The sequence below is a fragment of the Burkholderia sp. WSM2230 genome (assembly GCF_000472445.1).
In the GTDB taxonomy this organism is placed as follows: domain Bacteria; phylum Pseudomonadota; class Gammaproteobacteria; order Burkholderiales; family Burkholderiaceae; genus Paraburkholderia.
This window is the reverse complement of sequence record NZ_AXAJ01000021.1, coordinates 64,566-86,024: the sequence shown is the minus strand read 5'-3', so window position 1 is coordinate 86,024 and position 21,459 is coordinate 64,566. Positions and strand designations below refer to the sequence as shown.

21 protein-coding genes and 1 tRNA gene are annotated in these 21,459 nt (G+C 63.2%); 12 read left to right on the top strand and 10 right to left on the bottom strand.

Features of this window, described 5'->3' with window-relative positions:
* The 4 genes from A3AC_RS0127410 to recA all read right to left on the bottom strand — a co-directional run.
* A partial coding sequence (locus A3AC_RS0127410; protein ID WP_025602624.1) for an ATP-grasp domain-containing protein occupies nucleotides 1-425 on the bottom strand: 425 nt, incomplete at its 3' end.
* 29 nt (nucleotides 426-454) lie between these two features.
* On the bottom strand, nucleotides 455-1,159 hold the full coding sequence (locus A3AC_RS0127405) for a DUF2889 domain-containing protein (RefSeq protein WP_025602622.1): 705 nt from the start codon (nucleotides 1,157-1,159) through the stop codon (nucleotides 455-457).
* A 220-nt stretch (nucleotides 1,160-1,379) separates the two neighbouring features.
* Nucleotides 1,380-2,270 carry a recombination regulator RecX gene (gene recX, locus A3AC_RS0127400; RefSeq protein WP_025602620.1) on the bottom strand — a complete coding sequence of 297 codons (891 nt, stop codon included), beginning with the start codon at nucleotides 2,268-2,270 and terminating at the stop codon, nucleotides 1,380-1,382.
* 7 nt (nucleotides 2,271-2,277) lie between these two features.
* Nucleotides 2,278-3,351 carry a recombinase RecA gene (gene recA / locus A3AC_RS0127395; RefSeq protein ID WP_013340413.1) on the bottom strand — a complete coding sequence of 358 codons (1,074 nt, stop codon included), beginning with the start codon at nucleotides 3,349-3,351 and terminating at the stop codon, nucleotides 2,278-2,280.
* A gap of 237 nt (nucleotides 3,352-3,588) precedes the next feature.
* Here recA and A3AC_RS0127390 point away from each other — a divergent pair, with 237 nt between their 5' ends.
* From A3AC_RS0127390 to A3AC_RS0127370, 5 genes are all read left to right on the top strand, one after another.
* Complete coding sequence (locus A3AC_RS0127390) at nucleotides 3,589-4,404, top strand: response regulator transcription factor (RefSeq protein ID WP_025602618.1); 816 nt, start codon at nucleotides 3,589-3,591, stop codon at nucleotides 4,402-4,404.
* 9 nt (nucleotides 4,405-4,413) lie between these two features.
* Nucleotides 4,414-5,961 (top strand): sensor histidine kinase, encoded by a 1,548-nt coding sequence (locus tag A3AC_RS0127385; RefSeq protein WP_025602616.1) that lies wholly within the window; start codon nucleotides 4,414-4,416, stop codon nucleotides 5,959-5,961.
* A 217-nt stretch (nucleotides 5,962-6,178) separates the two neighbouring features.
* Entirely contained in the window at nucleotides 6,179-7,837 is a 1,659-nt protein-coding gene (locus A3AC_RS0127380) for an MFS transporter (RefSeq protein ID WP_025602614.1), read from the top strand.
* 95 nt (nucleotides 7,838-7,932) lie between these two features.
* A tRNA-Met gene (locus A3AC_RS0127375) sits at nucleotides 7,933-8,009 on the top strand.
* 106 nt (nucleotides 8,010-8,115) lie between these two features.
* A complete protein-coding gene (locus tag A3AC_RS0127370; RefSeq protein WP_025602612.1) occupies nucleotides 8,116-8,454 on the top strand; it encodes a hypothetical protein in 339 nt (112 codons plus the stop codon).
* A 49-nt stretch (nucleotides 8,455-8,503) separates the two neighbouring features.
* Here A3AC_RS0127370 and A3AC_RS0127365 read toward each other — a convergent pair whose 3' ends face one another.
* Nucleotides 8,504-8,947 (bottom strand): MarR family winged helix-turn-helix transcriptional regulator, encoded by a 444-nt coding sequence (locus A3AC_RS0127365; RefSeq protein WP_025602610.1) that lies wholly within the window; start codon nucleotides 8,945-8,947, stop codon nucleotides 8,504-8,506.
* Between the two features lie 161 nt (nucleotides 8,948-9,108).
* On the opposite strand from A3AC_RS0127365, the gene A3AC_RS0127360 reads away from it, so the two are divergent.
* Complete coding sequence (locus A3AC_RS0127360; RefSeq protein WP_025602608.1) at nucleotides 9,109-10,650, top strand: DHA2 family efflux MFS transporter permease subunit; 1,542 nt, start codon at nucleotides 9,109-9,111, stop codon at nucleotides 10,648-10,650.
* On the opposite strand, the gene A3AC_RS0127355 is transcribed toward A3AC_RS0127360, so the two are convergent.
* On the bottom strand, nucleotides 10,651-11,361 hold the full coding sequence (locus tag A3AC_RS0127355; RefSeq protein WP_035475987.1) for a FadR/GntR family transcriptional regulator: 711 nt from the start codon (nucleotides 11,359-11,361) through the stop codon (nucleotides 10,651-10,653).
* 94 nt (nucleotides 11,362-11,455) lie between these two features.
* On the opposite strand from A3AC_RS0127355, the gene dgoD reads away from it, so the two are divergent.
* Nucleotides 11,456-12,604 (top strand): galactonate dehydratase, encoded by a 1,149-nt coding sequence (gene dgoD / locus A3AC_RS0127350; RefSeq protein WP_025602604.1) that lies wholly within the window; start codon nucleotides 11,456-11,458, stop codon nucleotides 12,602-12,604.
* A gap of 379 nt (nucleotides 12,605-12,983) precedes the next feature.
* On the top strand, nucleotides 12,984-13,286 hold the full coding sequence (locus tag A3AC_RS0127345; protein ID WP_025602602.1) for a hypothetical protein: 303 nt from the start codon (nucleotides 12,984-12,986) through the stop codon (nucleotides 13,284-13,286).
* A gap of 50 nt (nucleotides 13,287-13,336) precedes the next feature.
* On the opposite strand, the gene A3AC_RS0127340 is transcribed toward A3AC_RS0127345, so the two are convergent.
* Nucleotides 13,337-14,266: a CopD family protein gene (locus A3AC_RS0127340; RefSeq protein ID WP_025602600.1), complete on the bottom strand. Its 930-nt coding sequence runs from the start codon at nucleotides 14,264-14,266 to the stop codon at nucleotides 13,337-13,339.
* Nucleotides 14,263-14,640: a copper homeostasis periplasmic binding protein CopC gene (gene copC, locus A3AC_RS0127335; RefSeq protein WP_025602598.1), complete on the bottom strand. Its 378-nt coding sequence runs from the start codon at nucleotides 14,638-14,640 to the stop codon at nucleotides 14,263-14,265. The genes A3AC_RS0127340 and copC overlap by 4 nt, the downstream gene beginning before the upstream one ends.
* A gap of 386 nt (nucleotides 14,641-15,026) precedes the next feature.
* Between copC and A3AC_RS0127330 the strand changes: the two genes are divergently transcribed.
* The 4 genes from A3AC_RS0127330 (at nucleotide 15,027) to A3AC_RS0127315 (ending at nucleotide 19,621) form a co-directional block, all read left to right on the top strand.
* On the top strand, nucleotides 15,027-15,758 hold the full coding sequence (locus tag A3AC_RS0127330; protein ID WP_025602597.1) for a c-type cytochrome: 732 nt from the start codon (nucleotides 15,027-15,029) through the stop codon (nucleotides 15,756-15,758).
* Nucleotides 15,759-15,779: 21 nt separating this feature from the next.
* A complete protein-coding gene (locus A3AC_RS0127325) occupies nucleotides 15,780-17,078 on the top strand; it encodes a c-type cytochrome (RefSeq protein WP_025602596.1) in 1,299 nt (432 codons plus the stop codon).
* Between the two features lie 141 nt (nucleotides 17,079-17,219).
* The gene (trhA, locus tag A3AC_RS0127320; protein WP_025602595.1) at nucleotides 17,220-17,840 is read left to right on the top strand and encodes a PAQR family membrane homeostasis protein TrhA; all 621 of its coding nucleotides are present in this window, start codon (nucleotides 17,220-17,222) and stop codon (nucleotides 17,838-17,840) included.
* Between the two features lie 227 nt (nucleotides 17,841-18,067).
* A complete protein-coding gene (locus A3AC_RS0127315) occupies nucleotides 18,068-19,621 on the top strand; it encodes a DEAD/DEAH box helicase (protein ID WP_025602594.1) in 1,554 nt (517 codons plus the stop codon).
* Nucleotides 19,622-19,729: 108 nt separating this feature from the next.
* On the opposite strand, the gene A3AC_RS0127310 is transcribed toward A3AC_RS0127315, so the two are convergent.
* Both A3AC_RS0127310 and A3AC_RS0127305 read right to left on the bottom strand, forming a co-directional pair.
* Entirely contained in the window at nucleotides 19,730-20,251 is a 522-nt protein-coding gene (locus tag A3AC_RS0127310) for a hypothetical protein (RefSeq protein ID WP_025602593.1), read from the bottom strand.
* Nucleotides 20,252-20,374: 123 nt separating this feature from the next.
* Entirely contained in the window at nucleotides 20,375-21,202 is an 828-nt protein-coding gene (locus A3AC_RS0127305) for a ferritin-like domain-containing protein (protein WP_025602592.1), read from the bottom strand.
* Nucleotides 21,203-21,459: the final 257 nt, after the last annotated feature.

Here is a 21,459-nt window from a genome sequence, read left to right as displayed (position 1 = left end):
TCGGGCGTCTTTTCAGCGACTTCTTCGACGTCCATGCCGCCTTCGCTCGACGCCATCACGACGATCTTCTGCGACACGCGATCGATCACGAGGCCGACATACAGTTCCTTCTTGATGTCAGCGCCTTCTTCGATCAGCAGACGGTTCACCTTCTGGCCTTCCGGGCCGGTCTGGTGCGTGACNAGCTGCATGCCGAGGATCTGGTTCGCGTACTCGCGAACCTGGTCCAGCGACTTGGCAACCTTCACGCCACCGCCCTTGCCACGGCCACCCGCGTGGATCTGAGCCTTCACGACCCAAACCGGGCCGCCGAGCTCTTCCGCGGCCTTGACCGCATCATCCACCGAGAAGACCGGCTTGCCGCGCGGTACCGCGACGCCGAATTTCCGCAGGATTTCCTTACCCTGGTACTCGTGAATCTTCATGCGTGATTCCCTTCAGTCTGAGAGTTGGATTAAACATCGCTTCCGCTACCGTCCAACATGCCGGGCACATTGCCCCTGCCTTCGTGGCGGGCCGCCCCGTTGTCTGGCGATGCCGGGCGGTCAGCTGGGCGTGGCGCATGGCCATACCAGCGCGGGTAAAACTTCTGCACTGCCTCCCCGTTGAAACGCAGCGCTTGGCAGCGTCCCAACTGGAATGGCGGTTTATCGTTTAAAGGTTCGGCGTTGCCGCCGGTCGAACCGTTTTCTGAACTGCCATTCGCGCCTCGCGCGTCGTCACCGGTGTTCCATACGTCGCCGGCGAACGCCTGGATCGCGGCGGTCGGCAGGATCGCGCACAACTCGGTGAGATGCGTGCAACCGGCCGTGCCGGCCAGCAAACGGGCAGCATCGCGACGGAAGTTGTGGAACAGATTGAGCCCGATGAGGGCACGGTAGGCGGGATTGCTGGCTTGGCAGAGCCCAGGATAGGGCACCCAGTCGGACGACGCCTCGGCGTCGACGACATTGAGCTTGCGATCGATGGTGATGCGAAGCCAGAGTTCATGGATCGGTTGACCATTGGGCCGGACGCCCGACGCAAGCACCACGTCGCGTGGCTTTTCGTCGGTCAGGCACGCTTCCACATCCCACAGGCCATCCTCTCGCTCATAAGCTTCCGCTCTGATTGCGCGGCGATGGCGCAATTGACGGGACACTGGCGGGGAAAGCGGCATGCGGAAAGGAAAGGCCGAATTGGAAAACGCGTGAATTTTAGCATACTGGGTATTTGAGACAGCCCGGAATGCGGCGGGAACGGCCTCCGGCCGGTTATAGGCGTGGTTATAGGCGTGGTTATAGGTGGGGTTATGGCCGGGATGGCGGGCGCGGGGCCGCAGTGGCTCGCCACCGCGGGCGGCACGCTTTGCCGCCATTGCCCCGCTATTGCCCCACTCACTATTCGCCGCTCCATTCTTCGTCGATGCCTTTGAGAATTTTGCCGATCGTCGCGGCCGAAAAACCGCGCGACGCAAGAAAGCGCGCCTGCTTCGCGCGCTCAGCCGGGGTTTCAGGAAGTTGACCGAATTTCTTGCGCCAGACAGCCTGAGCGCGCGCCAGTTCGGTTTGGCGCAGCTGAGCGCTCGCCTCCTCGACCAGCGCCTGATCCACCGCGTGCTGCTTCAATTCGCCGACGATCCGGCTTGCGCCGAGCCGCGACGAGCGGCGATGGATAAGGCTTTCGGCGAACCGCGAATCAGACAACCAGTTCTCCGCCTCCAGCGTGTCGAGCAGCGTATCGAGGGAGTCGTTTTCTTCGACGAAGGGCTTCAGCTTGCGCGCGAGTTCGCTGCGGCTGTACTCGCGACGCGACAGATAGCCGAGCGCGCGCCCTTTGAGGGAGCGTGCGGGACGTTGAGATTTTTTGGCTTCGCTCGGACTGGACCCGGGGTCGCCGGGGGTGCCGGTGTCGCCGGAGGCGTAAGGAGTGCCGGAGGCGTGGCGAGAGCCGGAGGCATAGCTCGAGCCGGGGGCGTGGCGGGAGCCGGATGAGCGTGATGAACCGCGCGAGCCGGACGAACCGCGTGCGCCAGACGAACCCCGTGAACGCGTATAGACAGGCTCCGCGGACTCGCCAGACTGCGTTTCCGGCAACTGCGCGCGCCGCGGACCACGGCCCGCGGCGCGATCATGCGCGTCGAACGACTCAAAAGGATCGAATGGATCCGGGGAATCGGATGGCTCGGACAGATTTGCCGGGCCCAAACGGTCCGGCGATTCGCTGCCCTCGTTACGCGGGCCGTCCGCGTTGCGTCCGGTATCGGACAAAGGCCGGCCCTTGCGTATCACGGAGTCGTTACTCTTCGTCTGCGACTTCTGCGCCTGCGCCGGTCACTGCCTCGGCCATTGCGTTCACGCCCAGCGATTCGCGGATGCGGTTTTCGATCTCGCGAGCGATGTCCGGATTTTCGCGCAGGAATTCACGCGCGTTGTCCTTACCCTGGCCAATACGCTCGCCGTTATAGCTGTACCAGGCGCCGGCCTTGTCGACGATCTTGGCCTGCACGCCCAAGTCGATGATTTCGCCCTGACGCGAAATACCCTCGCCGTACAGAATGTCGAAAATTGCCTCGCGGAACGGAGGCGAAACCTTGTTCTTGACCACCTTGACGCGCGTTTCGTTGCCGATCACTTCGTCGTTCTTCTTGATCGAGCCGATGCGGCGAATGTCCAGACGCACCGATGCGTAGAACTTCAGCGCGTTACCGCCGGTGGTGGTCTCCGGATTGCCGAACATCACGCCGATCTTCATGCGGATCTGGTTGATGAAGATCACCAGACAGTTGGTGCGCTTGATCGTGCCTGTCAGCTTGCGCAGTGCCTGGGACATAAGACGCGCTTGCAGACCCGGCAGCGAGTCGCCCATTTCGCCTTCGATTTCAGCCTTCGGCACGAGCGCCGCGACCGAGTCGATCACGATCATGTCGATGGAGCCCGAGCGCACCAGCGCGTCAGCGATTTCCAGCGCCTGCTCACCCGTGTCCGGCTGCGAAACCAGCAGGTCGCTCACGTTCACGCCGAGCTTGCCCGCATATTGAATGTCCAGAGCGTGTTCCGCGTCGATAAACGCTGCCGTGCCGCCGAGCTTCTGCATTTCGGCGATGACCTGCAGTGTCAGCGTGGTTTTACCCGATGACTCCGGACCGTAGATTTCGACCACGCGGCCACGCGGCAAACCGCCGACGCCAAGTGCGATGTCGAGCCCGAGCGATCCGGTGGAAACGACCTGGATGTCTTCGACTACCTCACCTGCGCCGAGCCGCATGACCGACCCTTTGCCGAACTGCTTTTCGATCTGCGCGAGGGCGGCAGCGAGTGCCTTGCTCTTTTCAGCAGTCAGTCCAGCCGAGCCTTTCTTGCTTTCTTCCATGAATCGTCCTTTGCTATGATGAACGGCGTCTGAGGCAGATGTGTCGTCCACTTTTAAAGGACAGCACACGAAACCCAGACACTGTATAAAAAAACAGTAGTTTTGGCAAGTGCGATTCTCATGCGAACGCGCATTTTTACTGTCGCGCTGCCCAAACCACCCACAATAATTTCCGGAGACCGCTGTGCGCCGCGGGGGACACCCGAGGTGCCGGCCAACGCCCTGAGCTGGCGCACCATGCGAATTCTGATTGCCGAAGACGACAGCATACTCGCGGACGGTCTGGTTCGATCACTCCGCCAATCGGCCTATGCCGTCGACCACGTGAAGAACGGCGTGGAGGCCGACACCGCGCTGTCCATGCAAAGTTTCGACCTGCTGATTCTCGATCTCGGACTGCCGCGCATGTCCGGGCTCGAGGTGCTGCGACGCCTGCGCGCCCGCAATTCCAATCTGCCCGTGCTGATTCTGACCGCGGCGGACAGCGTCGACGAGCGCGTCAAGGGCCTCGACCTCGGCGCCGACGACTACATGGCCAAACCGTTCGCGCTCAATGAACTCGAAGCCCGCGTGCGCGCGCTGACGCGCCGCGGCGCGGGCGGCGGCCCGACCGTCGTGCGGCATGGTTCGCTGTCGTTCGATCAGGTGGGCCGGATCGCCTATATCAACGATCAGGTGATCGACCTGTCGGCGCGCGAACTCGGCCTGCTGGAAGTGCTGCTGCAGCGGATCGGCCGGCTGGTGTCGAAGGAACAACTCGTCGACCATCTTTGCGAATGGGGCGAGGAAGTCAGCAACAACGCGATCGAAGTGTATGTGCACCGGTTGCGTAAAAAGATCGAGCCGAGCGGCGTGCGCATCATCACCGTGCGTGGGCTGGGTTACTGCCTGGAAAAGGCGGTCGCGCCGGGGACCGCCACTGCAAGCGGCACTGCAAGCCCCAATGCGAACGCCGCCGCGCCCACGCCCGCCGGCTCCGACTCCGCGCCGGCGCCCTCCTCGCCAACGCAGACGCCGTCCGCAGCAATGCCGGCGAGCCATCACTACAAATAGAGCACGCCCATGTCCGCACGCGCAGATCGCGCGGCGGCTCGCGCGGCGGACCTCGACGAGGCGCGCGACGAGCGCTACGCCAATCCGTTCGCCCCGCCCGACGAATCCGAGGCCGTCGCCGAGGCGCGGCCGCGTTCGCTGTTCGGCGAAATTCTCGACTGGATGCTGGCGCCGCTGCTGCTGCTCTGGCCTATGAGCCTCGCGGTGACCTATCTGGTCGCCAAGTCGATCGCGAACGGGCCGTTCGACCGCGCGCTCGAAACCGACGCCTACGTGCTTGCGCGCCAGATTCATCCGGTCAACGGCGTGGCGGAGCTAACGCTGCCCGATTCCACGCGCGATTTTCTGCGCACCGACAATGTGGACAGCGTGTTCTATCAGGTGCTCGGCACGCGCGGCGAGCTGGTGGCGGGCGAACGCGACATGCCGCTGCCGCACGAGGACGACCGGCCGCAACCGGGCCTCGTCGCTTTCCGCGACGACATGCTGCGCGGCAACGACATCCGCGTGGCCTATACGACAGTCGAATTCCCGCAGACACCCGGCGCGGAGCCGGTGCTGGTGCAGGTGGCCGAGACGCTCGACAAACGCAGCCAGCTTGCCAACGACATCATCAAAGGCGTGATCCTGCCGCAGTTCGTGATCCTGCCGCTCGCGATCCTGCTGGTGTGGTTCGGCCTCTCGCGCGGCCTCGCGCCGCTGCACGCGCTGCAGGCGCACATCCGCGCACGGCGTCCCGACGACCTCTCGCCGCTCGAGGCGCGTCGCGCGCCGCCGGAGATCGAGCCACTCGTCACGTCGTTCAACGACTTGCTGACGCGCCTCGAACAGAACATGGAACTGCAAAAGCGCTTTATCGCCGACGCCGCGCATCAGATGAAAACGCCGCTCGCCGGCCTGCGCACGCAGGCTGAACTGGCGCTGCGGCAGGACGCGTCGGCGGAAGTGCACCGCTCGCTCGAACAGATCGCGACGAGTTCGGAGCACGCGGCTCGCCTCGTCACGCAGTTGCTCGCGCTCGCGCGCGCCGAAAACCGCATGTCCGGGCAGATCTTCACGCCGGTGGAAGTGACGGAAGTCGCGCGCAACGCCGTGCGCGACTGGGTGCAGGCCGCCCTCGCCAAGCAGATGGATCTCGGGTACGAAGCGCCGGAGGAGCCCGTCGAAGTGGACGGCAATCCGGTCATGCTGCGCGAGATGCTGTCGAACCTGATCGACAACGCAATCCGCTACACGCCGGCGGGCGGCCGCATCACGGTCCGGGTGAGGCAGGACGCGGCCGCACGGCTCGTACATCTGGAAGTGGAAGATACCGGGCTCGGCATTCCGGTGGCCGAGCGGTCGCGGGTTATCGAGCGCTTTTACCGGATTCTCGGCCGCGAAGGCGACGGCAGCGGCCTGGGGCTGGCGATCGTCCGCGAAATCGCAACCATGCACGGCGGCGAGCTGACCATCGAGGACAACGTCTATCAGAGTTCGCCGCGGCTCGCGGGAACCCTTGTGCGCGTCAGTTTGCATGTGCTCGAGCGGGGCAGGACTTACCCTAACGCCACTTGAGAACCCAAAGCGTGAAAAAGCACGTTGAACGAGGTTAGTGCTTAAATGCGGCCGGTATCGCACAGATTGACGGTTTTTCGCGAACGTCGGCCGCCGCACCCGACGCGGCGACTGCCGCCGTTCACGTCAGTAGGCCGTAAGTTTTCACTCCAATAATCGGTTGCACGGGTCGCCGCGGGCCGGCGCACCGCGTGCATATCAATATTGGAGACGACATATGGCTACCGTTGGCGGACACATTTCGCCCGTGCCGATGACGCGCGATGAGAAGCGGGTGATCTTCGCATCGTCGCTAGGTACGGTTTTCGAGTGGTACGACTTCTATCTCGCCGGCTCGCTGGCGGCCTTCATCAGCAAGAGCTTCTTCTCCGGCGTCAATCCCACTGCCGGCTTCATCTTCACTCTGCTCAGCTTTGCCGCGGGCTTCGCGGTCCGGCCGTTCGGCGCGGTGGTGTTCGGGCGGCTGGGCGATCTGGTCGGCCGTAAGTACACGTTCCTCGTGACGATCGTGATCATGGGCCTGTCGACGTTCCTCGTCGGCTTCCTGCCGGGCTATGCGGCAATCGGCATCGCGTCGCCGGTCATCTTCATCGCCATGCGGATGCTGCAGGGCCTCGCGCTCGGCGGCGAGTACGGCGGCGCCGCGACCTATGTGGCGGAACATGCGCCGCCGGGACGCCGCGGCTTTTACACCGCGTGGATTCAGACGACGGCCACGCTCGGCCTGTTCCTCTCGCTGCTGGTGATTCTCGGCGTGCGCACCGCCATGGGCGAAGATGCGTTCGGCGCATGGGGCTGGCGCATTCCCTTCATCGCGTCGATCGTGCTGCTGGCCATTTCGGTGTGGATCCGTCTGCAACTGCATGAATCGCCGGTGTTCGAGCGCATCAAGGCCGAAGGCAAAACCTCCAAGGCGCCGCTTTCCGAGGCGTTCGGCCAGTGGAAGAACCTCAAGGTCGTGATTCTCGCGCTGATCGGCCTGACCGCCGGCCAGGCCGTGGTGTGGTACACGGGCCAGTTCTATAGCCTCTTCTTCCTGACGCAGACGCTGAAGGTGGACGGCGCAACGGCCAACATCATGATCGCGCTCGCGCTGCTGATCGGCACGCCGTTCTTCCTGTTCTTCGGCTCGCTGTCGGACCGCATTGGCCGCAAGCCGATCATCATGGCCGGCCTGCTGATCGCCGCACTCACCTACTTCCCGCTCTTCAAGGCGCTCACGCACTATGTCAATCCGGCGCTGGAAACGGCCACGGCCAAGGCGCCGATCGTCGTGATCGCCAATCCGGACGAGTGCTCGTTCCAGTTCAACCCGGTGGGTACGTCGAAGTTCACGAGTTCATGCGATATCGCGAAAAGCGCGCTTTCCAAGGCCGGCTTGAACTACGAGAACGTCGCGGCGCCAGTGGGCACGCTCGCGCAGATCAAGGTCGGCGATACGGTCATCAATACCTATGACGGCAAGGCGGCCGACGCGAAGGATCTTGGCAAGGCCTTCGACAAGTCGCTCGCTACGACGCTGAAGTCCGCCGGCTATCCGCCGAAGGCCGACTCGTCGCAGATCAACTGGCCGATGAGCGTGGTGATCCTGACGATCCTCGTGATCTACGTGACGATGGTGTACGGGCCGATTGCGGCAATGCTGGTGGAGATGTTCCCCACCCGGATCCGCTACACGTCGATGTCGCTGCCTTATCACATCGGCAACGGCTGGTTCGGCGGCTTCCTGCCGGCCACCGCGTTCGCGATCGTCGCGGCAAAGGGCAACATCTATTCGGGCTTGTGGTATCCGATTGTGATCGCGGTCATTACCTTCGTGATCGGCATGCTGTTCGTCCGCGAAACCAAGGACTCGGACATTTACGCGAAGGATTGAGGCCCGCGCCTGCGGGCTCATGAGGCTTCAACCTAGAAAGTTGAGCGCCGGGGGTTGACAGCCCTCGGCGCTATCCTCATAATCTCGCTTCTTTCGGCGAATTAGCTCAGTTGGTTAGAGCGACGGAATCATAATCCGCAGGTCCGGGGTTCGAGTCCCTGATTCGCCACCAGTTGCAAGAAAAAGCCGCTGTTCCGCAAGGTTCAGCGGCTTTTTCGTTTCTGGCTGTCCACGTATCATCCGGGCAGCGGCACCCGCAACTTCAAGGAGGACTGTTGATGACGTTCCGCACTGCCGCGCGCGCCGTGGCCATCGCATCTATCGCGCTTCTCGGCGCCGCTTCTGCGAGCGCCACCCACGCGCAAACTCCCACCGAGAACCAGTGGCGCGCAAGCCAGATGACCTTGTCGACGCTTTTGCAGAATGGCTACAGGATTGTCGCCGTCGTCAATACGCCTCGCGGCGACGGCGGCCCAGCCGACACGATTTTTGTGCAGCGCGACCAGAGCGCCTTCAAATGCCTCGATCCGCAAGCGCCCGAGGCCGACAAGAAAGCGCCGGGCTGCTATGAGCTGGCACCGCCGTCGGGCGCGGCAACGGGCTCCGAGGCGAAATAAGCCGGTAAGGAGCTATGAAAGCCGAAGGGAAATCGATTCAACACAACGATCACCGATCCACCAGCCGGCTCAAATTGCCGCGCACGCGCTGCAAGAGCGCGATCAACTGCGCGGCGTCTTCATCGCTGAAGCCATTCAGCGCCTCCAGCGCAACCTCGTCGCCCACCTCTCGCGCCTTGCCCAGCGCGCGTTCCGCCTTGGACGTCATGCGCACCTGCCGCTCGCGCCGGTCTTGCGGATTAGCGGCGCGCTGGATCCACCCGCCCTCCTCCATCCGGTCCAGCAGACGACCAGCGGAAATGGGCGCGACCTCGAGCAGATCCGCGAGCCGCGCCTGATTGGTGTCGCCGTAATGGTCGAGATAGGCGAGCACGCGGCATTGCGCGCGCGTCAGATCGACCGACGATTTCGCGAGGTCGTCGAACCGCTTGCCGGTCAACCGGCCGACATCGGAAATCAGAAAGCCGAAACGCTCTTCGAGTTGGGTTTTCATGCGCCGATTATACGAAAGGACTTCGCGAAGCCGGGCAGCGCCGAGTCGCGTCGAGCCGCGCCCACGGCAGCCTGTTCAGCTTCCGCATAATTCCCGATGTGAACCGGCCGGCGCATCGGATATGATAAGCATGCTTACTATATCGACGACCCTGCACAGCCATGCCCTCCGCTTCCTCGCCTTCGAGCGCCGCCGCCACGCCGCTCAACCGGCCGATGATCACCATCTCGATCATGCTCGCCACGCTGATCCAGACACTCGACAGCACGATCGCCAACGTGGCGTTGCCGCATATGCAAGGCTCGCTGTCGGCGTCGCAAGACGAGATTACGTGGGTGCTGACGTCCTATATCGTCGCAGCGGCAATCGCCACGCCGCTGACCGGCTGGCTGTCCGACCGGCTGAGCGTCAAGCGGCTGCTCATCATCGCGATAGGCGGCTTTACCGTAGCGTCCGCGTTATGCGGCATGTCCGAGACGCTCATGCAGATCGTCGCGTCGCGTTTGCTGCAAGGCGTGTTCGGCGCGTCGCTCGTGCCGCTGTCGCAGTCCATCCTGCTGGACATCAATCCGCGCGAGAAGCAAGGCCAGGCGATGGCCGTGTGGGGCATGGGCGTGATGGTCGGCCCGATTCTCGGCCCGACGCTGGGCGGCTGGCTCACCGACAGCTACAACTGGCGCTGGGTGTTCTTCATCAATGTGCCGATTGGCGCATTTGCGCTGTTCGGCGTGGCGACTTTCCTGCCTTCGCGCGCGCCCAAGCCCGACGCGAAATTCGACGCGTTCGGCTTCGCCACGCTCGGTCTTGCGATTGGCGCGCTGCAGGCCTTGCTGGATCGCGGCGAGCAGCTCGACTGGTTCGGCTCGCACGAGATCGTGATCGAGGCGTTGATCGCCGCGATCAGCTTCGCGTTCTTTCTCGTGCATACGGCAACCGTCGGCAAGACGTCGTTTTTCAAATATGAACTGCTGAAGGATCCCAACTTCGCGACGGGCACGTTGTTCATCTTCGTGATCGGCGCGGTGATGTATGCGACGCGCGCGCTCCTTCCTCCGATGTTGCAGAACCTGATGAACTATCCGGTTGCTACCACCGGCCTCGTCACCGCGCCGAGCGGCGCGGGCACCATGGTGGCGATGCTGTTCGCCGGCCGGCTGCTGAAGCGGATCGACGCGCGGCTATTGCTGCTCGCCGGCTTCCTGATCTCGGCGTTCGCGCTGTGGCAGATGATGCACTACACGATCGTGCTGTCGGCGTCGGACATCGTGTGGCCCGGCGTGATCCAGGGCTTCGGGCTCGGTCTCGTGTTCGTGCCGCTGAGCGCGCTGACGTTCTCGACGCTGACGCCAGCACTGCGCGCGGATGGCACGGCCACATATAGCCTGATGCGCAATATCGGCAGCAGTATCGGCATTTCGATCGTGCAGACGCTGATGACGCGCAACACGCAGGTCTCGCACGCGGACCTCGCGGCCAACGTCACGCCCTTCAACCCGGCGATCCAGCCAATGCTCGCCAGCGGCTCGAATTACGACATCGCGGCGCTGAACGCGTCGATCACGCAGCAGGCGTCGATGATCGCGTATCTGAACGACTTCAAGCTGATGTTCGTCGCGACGCTGTTCGTAATTCCGCTTCTCCTGCTAATCCGCCCGAGCGGCAACACGCATGACAGCTCGGCGGTGCATGCCGCGATGGATTGATCACGCCTCGATTCGACCGCGCGTCACGCCCAGCAGGCGCGCCATGGCATCGCGCGCCGCGGCGGCGTTACGCTCGCGGATCGCTTCGAACACGGCCGTATGCTCGGCAAGCGACGCGTTGAAAACATCTGCGCGTTTCGCATTCAGCCGAAGCTGCGCCTCGAGCGTGCGCTCGATCAGCGTGCCAAGCGGAATCAGCAATTCGTTGCTGCACGCAATCAGCACGCTTAGGTGAAATTGCAGATCGGCGCGCACCCATTCGTCGACATTGCGCGCCGCGGACATTGCCGCGTGGGCTTGCGCCAGCGCGCCGAAGGTCTTCTCCGAGTACGAGGCCGCCGCCAGACCAGCGGCATACGGCTCGATCATCTCGCGCATTTCCTGCAGCTTGAGCGCGAACTGCATGGGCTCGGCAACGCGCGAATACCAGTCGAGCACATCTGCGTCGAGCAGATTCCACGCGTGCCTTGGCCGCACGCGCGTGCCCACCCGCGGCCGCGATTCGACCAGCCCTTTGGACGTCAGCGTGCGCAGCGCCTCGCGCAACACCGTGCGGCTCACGCCGAACGCGTCCATCAACTCGGCCTCGCGCGGCAGGATCGACTCGGGCGCGTAGTCGCCGCGCAGAATAGCGGTGGCCAGCAGATGGGCGACGCGCCCATGCAGATCGTGCTGAATAGCTTTCTCTCCCCGGCGGCCGTGCCGCTCAATATTTGGCGAATAGTACTATTAATAGTACTTTAAAGCACTTTGTTGTAGCATGGAAAGCCTCGAATATTTCCGCATACGACTGGAGACGCACGTCATGAAAATCACCAAGCTCGAAACCTTCATCGTTCCGCCGCGCTGGTGCTTCCTCAAGATCGAGACGGACGAAGGCATCGTCGGCTGGGGCGAGCCGGTGGTCGAGGGCCGCGCGCACACGGTCGCCGCAGCCGTCGAAGAACTGTCGGACTATCTGATCGGCAAAGACCCGCTTCTGATCGAAGACCATTGGCAGGTGATGTACCGCGCGGGCTTCTATCGCGGCGGCCCGATCACGATGAGCGCGATCGCCGGCGTGGACCAGGCGCTGTGGGACATCAAGGGCAAGCATCACGGCGTGCCCGTCCATGCGCTGCTCGGCGGCCAGGTGCGCGACAGGATAAAGGTCTATTCGTGGATCGGCGGCGACCGTCCGAGCGACGTCGCCAACAACGCGCGCGCCGTGGTCGAGCGCGGCTTCAAGGCCGTGAAGATGAACGGTTCGGAAGAGTTGCAGATCATCGACACCTTCGACAAGGTGCAAGGCGTCATCAACAATGTGGCGGCCGTGCGCGAGGCGGTTGGCCCGAACATCGGCATTGGCGTGGACTTTCACGGCCGCGTGCACAAGCCGATGGCGAAGGTGTTGGCGAAAGAACTCGACCCGTACAAGCTGCTCTTTATCGAAGAGCCGGTGCTGTCGGAAAACGCGGAAGCGCTGCGCGACATCGTCAACCAGACCAATACGCCGATTGCATTGGGCGAGCGTCTCTATTCGCGCTGGGACTTCAAGCACATTCTGTCGGGCGGCTATGTCGACATCATCCAGCCGGACGCGTCGCATGCGGGCGGGATTACCGAGTGCCGCAAGATCGCGTCGATGGCGGAAGCCTACGACGTCGCGCTCGCGCTGCACTGCCCGCTCGGCCCCATTGCGCTCGCCACCTGCCTGCAGATCGACGCGGTGAGCTACAACGCGTTCATCCAGGAACAGAGCCTCGGCATTCACTACAACCAGGGCAACGACCTGCTCGACTACATCAGGAATCCGGAGGTCTTCAAATATGAGGACGGCTTTGTGTCGATTCCGCAGGGCCCGGGCCTCGGCATCGAGGTGAACGAAGAGAAAGTGCGCGAGATGGCCAAGGTCGGTCACCGTTGGCGCAACCCCGTGTGGCGTCACGCGGACGGCAGCGTGGCCGAATGGTGAGCGGTACGGCTGTTGGGTGAGGTTGCTTCTTGAACCAGCTTGCCCAGCTTGCTTGCCGAATTCCTTCGTGACCCGGTTCGCCAAACTGATTGGCTCACTCACGCCGCCTGCGGGCGGCGTTTTCCTTGCCATCTTCACCTGAACACTTCCCGCGACGCGGCCGCACGTTACGGTGACATGAAGCGCGTGTCTCTGCGAGTAACGTAACACCTCGACGGCTTAGCCCCGAGCGGCGCCTCCATAACACGCGCAGCATCTTGCCCCACGACGCGCAAATGCCCGTCGGCAGAAGCTTTCCGGACTTTGTTCGCCACCAGACAGATGCATGGCCCACTCCTTGCTGAAATGCACTCAAAGAACGAATGCATCAGGGGGTTTCATGGGCGAATTCATTCCGGATTATCTGTTGCGCGAACAGGCGGCCGTCGGCGCGCTCGCCCTGTTCGGCGTGCTGCGCATCATCGGCGCGGCGCTCGCGTATGAGCGCGGCTGGCGCATCGCGGCCATCGAGAAATGGTTCGTCGTCGCTGCCGTCGTCTATTGCATACCGCAGCTTTTCGACCTGCTGGCGCATGTCTACGGCGCGCACGCAGCGGCAGCCGAACTCGAAGGCAAGGCGGCCGGCTGCGCGATTGCGCTCTTTTGTGCGCCTATCGTCGGGCACCGGCTGGGGCTTGAATGAGCGGATCGGGCAGCCGGATGCCGAACCTGCAGTCGACGCGCGTTTCACGCTCAGCCGAGCGCAGCGAATGCCGGCACGCTATGCGACAACACGGCAGCCGCGATGAAGACGCCGATCATCGCAAGCGCCTCCAGATAGAGCACGTTGACGAAGGTATGCGCGTCCATCGTCGATGCCGTGCGGCGCAGGCGCGGTAGCGCGAGAAAGCGGTTGAGGCCGCCCAGCACCAGTGCCAGCGCAACGAGCGAGAGCTTGAGGATCAGAACATGGCCCCACGTGCTCGACTCTATCGCCAGCAATGACCCGCCCGACCCCCGCACTGCGTTGAACACGCCCGAAACCAGCACGAATGCCACTGCAACCACGGACACATTCGACACCTGCGTGGCCGTGCGAATCAGCACACCCCGCGCAGTCGACGCGCCGAGCGCCGGCAGCACGGCGAGGCCGGCCGTGAGCGCGAGGCCGCCCCAGACGCTCGTCACGAGCACGTGCAGCGTTTGCATTGCAATCGCCGCCGATGCCGGGCCGGCGTCCGACGCGTGTCCGAGCGACGCCTTGCCGGCCGCGATCGCGATCACCGCGAGCCACAGCAGCGCATTGCGCAGCATGCCGCCGTGGCTCGTCAAGGCCGTGCCGAGCAGTACCAGCGCGCCGGCAAACGCGATGCTCCAGCCGTAGCCCACATGCGTTTGCGACAGCACCGTCGGCACGATGCCGAACGCCGCGGGCAATGCGACGCCGCCCATCGACGCCGCCTGATACAGCAGCCACCCGAGGTCCGCGAGCACCAGCACCACGCTCGCAGTGAGCAGCGAACGTTGCGCGCGCAACCATGCTGGCTGCGCAGGCGCGATTTTCGCCTTGGCATCATTCGCGAGCCACGCGCCAAGCAACGCCGAACCGACGGCAAAAGCAAACGCGATATTCATGAGCGCGGCCATGGCGACCTGCCCGATCCACAGTCCGTCGATGCTCATTTGACGGTGAAAGTAAAGTCGCCTTGCGTACGATGGCCATCAGTGGCGACCGCAGTCCAATGCACCGCATAGCGGCCCGCGCCGAGTTGCGGCAACGGCAGATGCATGACGCGCGCGTCATGCTTGTCGACCTGCGACGCGGCAGAAGCGGCGGGCTTGCCGTTCGCGTCCGCGAGCGTCATCTTGCTGAAGGCCGGCTCGAGCGGCTCGGTGAAATGGATTGTGACTTCGCCGGGTGCGGCCACTTCTGCGTTAGCAGCGGGCTCGCTCGAGACGACATGCGCATGCGCGAATGCCGTCGAGGCGAGCAGCAGCGCCGCGGCGCCGAGCGCGGACGCAAGCCACGCCGGACGGGAAAGATTGATTAGCTTCATATAAGGCCGATAGCGGGTAAACAGAAAAACGAGGGTTGCCGCGCCGGCCAGGATGGCTGACCTTTTGCGCCAATACATCGGATGCGCGGCCGGGCGCGCCCCGAAGTGTACGCTTCGATGGTTTGGGCGCGGGTCGGTTCAACGTCGCGCGCAAAAGTTCGGCGGGTATAGCGCTTGCAACCGAGTGCCGGCGGTCGAAGTCGCAACGAGCCGATCAGTTCCGCAACGAGACGCGCGGCAAACTGTCGCACGCCTGTGACAACCGCAAGCGCCCTCGATGCGGCAAATAGTCATCATCACCCTTCGATGATAGAATGCTGCGTCGCCGCAGCGCCGGCTGCCCTTCACACCGAGCCGCTCGAAGTTCGGTCAGGTCCCCGATTTTGATGGAGTTACGCGTGTCTTCAAGACGCATTTTCCGCCCGTTGCTTGCCCTTCTGCTGATCGGCTCCGCGGGTGTCTATAGCGCTGCGAAAGCGCAGACTCAACCGAAGGCCCCCGATACGATGGAAGCGCGTGTGCAAGGTTGCACGGCCTGCCACGGCACGCACGGTCAAGGTACTGACAACGACTACTTCCCGCGTCTCGCGGGCAAGCCGGCCGACTATCTGTACAACCAGTTGCAGAATTTCCGCGAAGGGCGCCGCAAGTATCCGCCCATGAACTACCTCGTCACGTATCTTTCCGACGACTACCTGCATCAGATCGCCACGTATTTCTCGAAGCAACGTCCGCCGTATCCGCCGCCCGCCAAGCCGACGGTTTCCTCAACCACGCTCGCGCGCGGCCAGCAGATCGTGCTGAACGGCGACGCGTCGAAGCAGATTCCGGCTTGCGCGGCTTGCCACGGCAAGAGCCTCACGGGCATGGAACCGGCCATTCCGGGTCTGGTCGGTCTGCACTCCGACTACATCAGCGCGCAGCTCGGCGCATGGCGTTCGGGCTCGCGCCACGCCATTGCACCTGATTGCATGCACACCATCGCCACGCGTCTCACCGACGAAGACGTGAACGCGGTTGCTGCCTGGCTTTCCACGCAGCAGGCTCCACAAAACCCCGTGCCGGCTCCGGCCCGCTCGATGAAGACTCCGCTTGCCTGCGGCAGCGAACCGCAATAAGGCACCGGGAGAGACACTCAAATGAAACGCAAGTCTTTGTTCGCCCTCTCGGCAGTGGTCGTTGTCGCGGCCGCTGCACTCGTTCCCGTCCTGTGGTCGGGCGGCGACCACCTGCACAACGGTACCGCCGTGGCGGCAACGCCCGCCGACCAGGCTGCTCTCGTGAAGAAGGGCGAGTACCTCGCCCGCGCCGGCGACTGTATCGCCTGCCATACGGTGCGCGGCGGCAAGCAGTTCGCCGGCGGCCTGCCCATGGCTACGCCGTTCGGCACGATGTTCACGCCGAACATCACGCCTGACGACCAGAACGGTATCGGCAAATGGACGCAGGACGACTTCTACCGCGCCATGCACACCGGCCGTTCGAAAGACGGCAGCCTGCTCTACCCTGGCTTCCCGTTCACGAGCTACACAAAGGTCACGCGCGCCGACTCGGACGCGATCTACGCGTATCTGCGTTCCATCCCGCCGGTTGCGGTCCCGAGCCGTCCGCATGAGCTCAAGTTCCCGTTCAATCAGCGCAACATGCTGATCGGCTGGCGCACGCTGTTCTTCCGCGAAGGCGAATACAAGCCGGATCCGACCAAGTCGGTCGAGTGGAACCGCGGCGCATATCTGATCGAAGGTCTCGGCCATTGCGGCATGTGCCACACGTCGATCAATGCAATGGGCGGTCCGGTCAGCTCGGCAGCGTTTGCCGGCGGTCTGATCCCGCTGCAGAACTGGTATGCACCGTCGCTCACGTCGAACAAGGAAGCGGGTCTCGGCGACTGGGAAACCAAGGACATCGCCGATCTGCTGAAGACCGGCGTCTCCAACCGCGGCGCGGTGTTCGGCCCGATGGCGGAAGTGGTCCACAACAGCCTGCAGTACATGACCGATGCGGACATCAACGCAATGGCCACGTACCTGAAGACGATCCCGCAGAAGAGCGAAGCGCCTGAGCCCATGCAGCTCGAAACGTCCGAAAAGTTCGGCGGCGAACTGTTGAAGCAAGGTCAGAAGATCTACGCTGACAACTGCGCGAAGTGTCACGCGGAAAATGGCCTCGGTCAGCCGCCGGCGTTCCCGCCGCTCGCGAACAACCAGTCGATCCAGATGCCGTCGGCGGTCAACCCGATCCGCATGGTGCTGAACGGCGGTTATCCGCCGAGCACGGAAGCGAACCCGCATCCGTATGGCATGCCGCCGTTCGCACAGTCGCTGTCGAACCAGGAAGTGGCGGCCGTCGTGACGTACATCCGTATGTCGTGGGGCAACCACGGCACGGCTGTCTCGCCGCAGCAAGTGGCTGATCTGCGTTCGGCACCGCTCGACTAAGCAGCGTGCGTTGCACCCCGGGCGCGGCCTGCGAGATTCGCGGCCGCGCCCTTCGTTTTTTGAGGACCGGTATCATGTGCAACTGATCGCGCCAGTCGTGGCGTACCAATTGCTCGATGAAACCGCGCAGGAGGAAAGACCGTGCATGTCGGTGAGCGTTTCAACAGCATTACCCACCTCGTCGGCGCCGTGCTGTCGGTGGCGGGGCTGGCTACGCTCGTGACGATGGGCGCGGTCGAGGGCGACGCGTACAAGGTGGTCAGCTTCAGCGTGTACGGTGCGATGCTGTTCGTGCTGTATGCTATCTCGACGCTCTACCACAGCGTGCGAAGCCCGCGCGTCAAAGCAATACTGCAGAAATGCGACCATTCGGCGATCTACCTGCTGATCGCCGGCAGCTATACTCCGTTCACGCTTGTCACGTTGCGCGGGCCGTGGGGCTGGTCGCTGTTTGGCGTAAGCTGGGGGCTCGCCGCTCTCGGCATCGTGCAGGAACTGACGCTCGGGCGACGCACCCGCAGCGTTTCGATGGTGCTCTATGTCCTGATGGGATGGCTCGCGCTCGTTGCCGTCCGCCCGCTGCTACAGGCGTTACCTGCAGCGGGCACTGCCTGGCTCGTGGCCGGCGGGGTCATCTACAGCGCCGGCATCTACTTCTTCATCAACGACGAGCGCATCCGGCACGGACATGGTATCTGGCACCTGTTCGTACTGGCGGGCAGTCTGTGTCAATTCGTCAGCGTCGCGCGCTATGTCGCGTGACGTCCACGGCGGCGAAATGCAACTTAAGGCCAGTCAACGTGTCTGCATAGCGCGTTGAAGCATTCGGCACGCATCTCGAGCGTGCCGCCGATTTCCCTGCGAACGGAACTGGGCTTCGGCCCTGATCTCGATCACGCCAGGCGGCGCATTCGTGCAGCATTTGTGCCGCATGTGCCCCGCCGGCGCTCACATCTGCCGTTCGCGAAACTGCATTGCAAAGAACATTTATGTCTTTTGATTCCCTCGGCTTGTCCGAACCGTTGGTCCGCGCTGTACACGAACTCGGCTACACCACTCCGACTCCCATCCAGACTCAGGCAATCCCGGCAGTGCTGAACGGCGGCGACCTGCTGGCCGGCGCGCAAACCGGCACCGGCAAGACGGCCGGCTTCACGCTGCCCATCCTGCAGCGTCTTCATTCCATGCCGCAAGTCTCCGCGGCCTCGGGCAAGCGTGCCGTGCGCGCGCTGATTCTCACGCCCACCCGCGAACTGGCCGCGCAGGTCGAGGAAAGCGTGCGCGCTTATGGCAAGTACCTGAAACTGAAGTCGACGGTGATGTTCGGCGGCGTCGGCATCAATCCGCAAATCGGCGCATTGAAGAGCGGCGTGGACATCGTGGTCGCAACGCCTGGCCGTTTGCTCGACCATATGCAGCAGAAGACCATCGACCTGTCGCACCTCGAGATCCTCGTGCTCGACGAAGCGGACCGCATGCTCGACATGGGCTTCATCCACGACATCAAGCGCGTGCTCGCCAAGCTGCCGCCGAAGCGTCAGAACCTGCTGTTCTCGGCCACCTTCTCCGACGAGATCAAAGCGCTCGCCGACAATCTGCTCGACTCGCCCGCGCTTATCGAAGTCGCGCGCCGCAATACGACAGCGGAAACGGTCGCGCAAAAAATCCACCCGGTGGATCGCGACAAGAAGCGCGAGCTGCTCACGCACCTCATCAAGCAGCACAACTGGTTTCAGGTGCTGGTGTTCACGCGCACCAAGCACGGCGCGAATCGCCTTGCCGAACAACTGACGAAGGACGGCATCAGCGCGCTCGCGATTCACGGCAACAAGAGCCAGTCGGCGCGTACCCGCGCGCTTGCGGAGTTCAAGGACGGCACGCTGCAGGTGCTGGTCGCCACCGACATCGCCGCACGCGGCATCGATATCGATCAGCTGCCGCATGTCGTCAACTTCGATCTGCCCAACGTGCCGGAAGACTACGTGCACCGTATCGGCCGCACTGGTCGCGCGGGCGCGACGGGCGAAGCGGTGTCTCTCGTATGCGTCGACGAATTGCAATTGTTGAAGGACATCGAGAAGCTGATCAAGCGTCCGGTGCCGCAGGAAGTGATCGCCGGTTTCGAGCCGGACCCGACTGCGAAGCCGGAGCCGATTCTGCGTCGCGGTCAGGGCGGTGGCGGCGGCGGACGTTCGCCGCGTCAAGGCCAGGGTGCGCCGAAGGGCGGCAACGGCGGTAAGGGTGGTGCCGCGCGACCGGCTCAAGGCACGGCGCAACGCTCGGGGCAGCGTCCGTCGAACGGCCAGCAGCAGCCAAAGCCGCAAGCCGCGAAGCCGGCCGGCAACGGTGGCCAAGCGCGGCGCGACGGACAGCGTCACGACGACCGCCCGCGTGCTGTCGCGCATGAAGGAAATGCCGCGCAGCATGCGCCGCGCAGGCCGCAGAGCGGCAATCCGGGCGCTTTGCTTGGCGGCAGTGCGAAACCGCGTAGCGACGCGCCGCGCGGCGCTAGCCCCGCGCGCAGCGGGCAGCGTGGGCGCTAAATAAGGTCGTAAGCGCGCTTATGCGCGAGCCAATGAGCGGCTTGCGAGCAAGTTGACGGGGTTCGGCGGTTCGGTTGCTACAACGAGAGCAGCCGTGCGAGCCTAGTCTCACCCGCCCAACGCGGCCGCCCGCTTCAAATGCTCGATCTGCCGTTCCCACCGGTCGAGCACCTCCTCTCTCCCCATATCAAGCTCGAATGTAATGCCGCTCGTCAGGCGCGCATAACGCACGCTTTGCGTTTCCGCCGACTCTATCGAGCAGTGCATATAGACGAGGCCGCTGTCGTCGCCCTCAGCAGGCGGCAACGGCGAGGCGAGCAACTGCACCTGATAAAACGCCTCTTCGAATACGAAGGTGAGCGCCGCGCGCCCGCTCTGTGCAATTGCGCGCGCCGCCCGCGCTTGCGGCCACAATGCGATGCATAGCGTGCGCGAATCAGGCGCGTACAACTCGCCGATGCCGAGCAGCGACGTGCGAATGTGCTGATTCGCATCGACCGTCAGCAGCGACGCAGTAAAGCCCGTCTTGCTGGCAAGCGACGAGCCGTCGAAGAGCGCGCGAACCGCGTCGGGCCATTCGTCGAATGCGGTCTGATCGAGCGGGCGTTGTGGCAAGGTCGAGTCGCTCATCGCATGGGTCCGGTGAAAGAGCAAGGCATGCATCATGCCTCGAAAAAGCAGATGGCCCGCATCGAGCGGGCCATTCCATTCGCCGGCGCGCTGCGGCGAACGCATTGCCAACGCACTAAGGCTTCAGCGGAAGAACACGTGTTGCGTGATCTTCGCGAGCGGATAATGCACGCCGGGTTGAATCTTCGCGGGCAGATCGAGCGGCTTTAGCAGCATCTTCACACACATGTCGGCCGACAGATTGCGCCGCACGAGCGCATTGATGCGCGCCGCGCGCTCGCGGTTATAGGCCTCATCGCGCACGCGCTCTGGATAGCGGATTGCGAACACGTGACGCAAGGCAATCTCCGAGTCTTCGTTCTTGATTTCCATCACGCGGCGCATAAGCGCGCCGAGAACGGCGAGCCGGCCATTGCCCTCGATCTTGTTGTACTTTTTGAAGTACTTGAAAAAGTGCTTGTAATGGCGGACTTCGTCGGTGCGAATGTTGTCTGTGATTTCCTTCAACACAGGTTCGTCCGAGCACTCGCCGATCGCGCGATATAACGTTGCGGTGCCTGTTTCCACGACGCAGCGCGCCACCATTTCCAGCGCGCGAGTTTTTTCGAAACCTTCCACGGAACAGGTCAGCGAATATTCGTCCATGAAATTACGGAACGCCGTGTCCCAGTCGTATTCTGGCCAGACGTAAGCGATATACGTCTTGAGCGCGCGGCCGTGCTGCATTTCCTCAGGCTCCCACTCGTTGTTGAGCCACGCGGATACTTCAGGGTCGTCGTCGAAGAACTGACTGAGGTTGCTGGTGTAAAGGTCGGTGCCGCTTTCAATAAACGAAGCGGCGCACAGCAGCAACAACAGGTCTTCGTTCGCGACCGCTTTCTGGCGATCAATGCGCGTGAGGTCGATGTCCTCGATTCGCCAGGGCATGACATGGTTCAGCTCTGTGTGCATTGTGTCTTGCTCCGAAAGCTGTATCCACTCGTGGAGCATGCTCGCAACCGCTGCTATCGCGCTGCCTTGCGCTTGCGGTACGCCGTGCCGGATACAGCGCCGTGAATTGGAGTTAACCCTTCTGTCTGCATCTTAGCCGCTGTTACGCAAGTCTGCAGACAACCCAGCACAGACCGTGCCGATTGGCCGCAGTTCCAATTCCAGGATAGAGCAAAGTTTCGGCGAGGCAAGCAAAAGTGCATCGCGCAACAAAAAGC